This is a genomic window from Moorena sp. SIO4A1 (assembly GCF_010672065.1).
Classification (GTDB): Bacteria; Cyanobacteriota; Cyanobacteriia; order Cyanobacteriales; family Coleofasciculaceae; genus Moorena.
This window is the reverse complement of the sequence record NZ_JAAHHX010000491.1, coordinates 1-1,777: the sequence shown is the minus strand read 5'-3', so window position 1 is coordinate 1,777 and position 1,777 is coordinate 1. Positions and strand designations below refer to the sequence as shown.

2 protein-coding genes are annotated in these 1,777 nt (G+C 40.5%); one reads left to right on the top strand and one right to left on the bottom strand.

What is annotated here, in order from left to right:
* The first annotated feature begins 66 nt into the window (after positions 1-66).
* Positions 67-201, top strand: a complete 135-nt coding sequence (locus F6K53_RS39800) for a hypothetical protein (RefSeq protein ID WP_293085527.1) — start codon at positions 67-69, stop codon at positions 199-201.
* Between the two features lie 12 nt (positions 202-213).
* On the opposite strand, the gene F6K53_RS39795 is transcribed toward F6K53_RS39800, so the two are convergent.
* Complete coding sequence (locus tag F6K53_RS39795) at positions 214-1,605, bottom strand: cytochrome P450 (protein WP_293085524.1); 1,392 nt, start codon at positions 1,603-1,605, stop codon at positions 214-216.
* Positions 1,606-1,777 lie beyond the last annotated feature (172 nt).

The window sequence follows — 1,777 nt, the reverse complement described above, 5'->3', positions numbered from 1 at the left end:
GAAAGACTGAGCCGATGTTGAAGTAATATCCTATTAATGTAAATTTTGATAGCGGTTTTTAGCATAATGAGGTACACAGTATTTTTTCCCTGCTCCCTGCTCCCTGCTCCCTGCTCCCTGTTCCCTATTCCCTGTTCCCTGTTCCCTGCTCCCTGCTCCCTGCTCCCTAAAACCCAGATATTTGTACCTCACAAGTCATAGAATTGCTATAGCTTAATGTCTTTTCCGCACTCTAACGTTAATGCCATATTTAGGACGTAGGGAAAATCTGGGATCTATTTCTATGGATTGATTAGGAACTAATTCAATGTGAAACGTTTGTATGATAGCTGCTAAGATTATTGTAGATTCCATCAGAGCTAAATTTTTGCCAATACAGATGTGTTGACCTGCACCAAAGGGAAAAAAGGCAAATTTAGGTCTTTGCTTCACTTTTTCAGGTAGAAATCGGTCAGGGTCAAACTGTTCTGGATTATCCCAAAAATCAGGATGGCGAAAAATGAAGTATTGAGCAATAGTGAAAATTGTACCTTTGGGAATAAAATATCCTTGAATTTCATCATCGTTTAAGGCAACTCTCGGTAGCCCTAAACCGATTGGGCAAAGACGTGAAGACTCATCAAATACGCGACGAGTGTATTCCAGTTGGAACAAATTCTCAACCGTAGGGTAATTTCCATTTAAAACGGTTTGTACTTCATCCTGCATCTGAGCCATAGCATCAGGATGGGTTCCGATTAGATACCATGTCCAAGCTAATGCAGTAGCTGTGGTTTCATGTCCGGCATTAATTAACGTAATTACTTCGTCTTGAAGTTCGCGATCGCTCATCCCGATTCCAGTCTCTTCATCTTGAGCAGCTAGAAGCATTGACAGCAAATCATTTTGCTCTGAGGGATGTTCACGACGGTACTGGATAATGTCTAAAACGAGGCGGTCGAGTGTTTGTTTTGCTTTACGGAACTCAAGATTTCTGGGGGTAGGCATCCATAGAGGTAGTGCCAGGGGGCTATTCATTCGGTAATAAACATATTCCAAACCTGTTCGCAAAGACTGCCCTAGTTTATCGGTCTTACTACTGATATCAATACTGAATAGGGTGGAACTGACAATTTTTAAAGTAAGCCGTGACATTTCGGCTGCAATATCAATAATCTCGCCTTCTGGTTTTTCCGACCATTCACCCAGAAGTGATTCTACACAATCAAGGATTACATGATGAAGTTTAACCAATTGCTTTTGATGAAATGCTGGCTGCATTAAGCGTCGCTGTCGAAGCCAAACCTCTCCTTCACTGCTAAAAAGTCCTTGCCCCTGAAGTAAATTCATGGATTTGAGAAATAGATCTGGCTTTCCATATCCTTCCTGATGGCTAGACAAAATATGTTCTGCATGATCTGGATGGCTCGCCAAATTTAAACTTAATCCTGGCATGATTGGCAGGCGTACTAAATCTCCGTATTCCTGCCACATATGCCCAAAATATTCAATTGGCTGATGCTGAAGTTTAGAAAGTTGAAACAGTAAATATCTTTTTGGTCCTGGTGGTAAATTAAATTTACTTTTTCTAGCAGCTTTAATTGAGGGGATTGGAGATTGAGGCATAAAATGTCTATCCATTTTCAACCAACTAACCTTCAACCTTCAACTAACTAACCTTCAACCTTAAACCAACTAACCTTCAACCTTAAACCAACTAACCTTCAACCTTAAACCAACTAACCTTCAACCTTAAACCAACTAACCTTCAACCTTAAACCAACTAACCTTCAACCTT

What these genes read in the sequence shown, in the direction of transcription:
- F6K53_RS39800 (WP_293085527.1), top strand. Translation starts at nt 67, where the DNA reads ATGAGGTACACAGTATTTTTTCCCTGCTCCCTGCTCCCTGCTCCCTGC.
- F6K53_RS39795 (WP_293085524.1), bottom strand. Translation starts at nt 1,605, where the DNA reads ATGCCTCAATCTCCAATCCCCTCAATTAAAGCTGCTAGAAAAAGTAAA.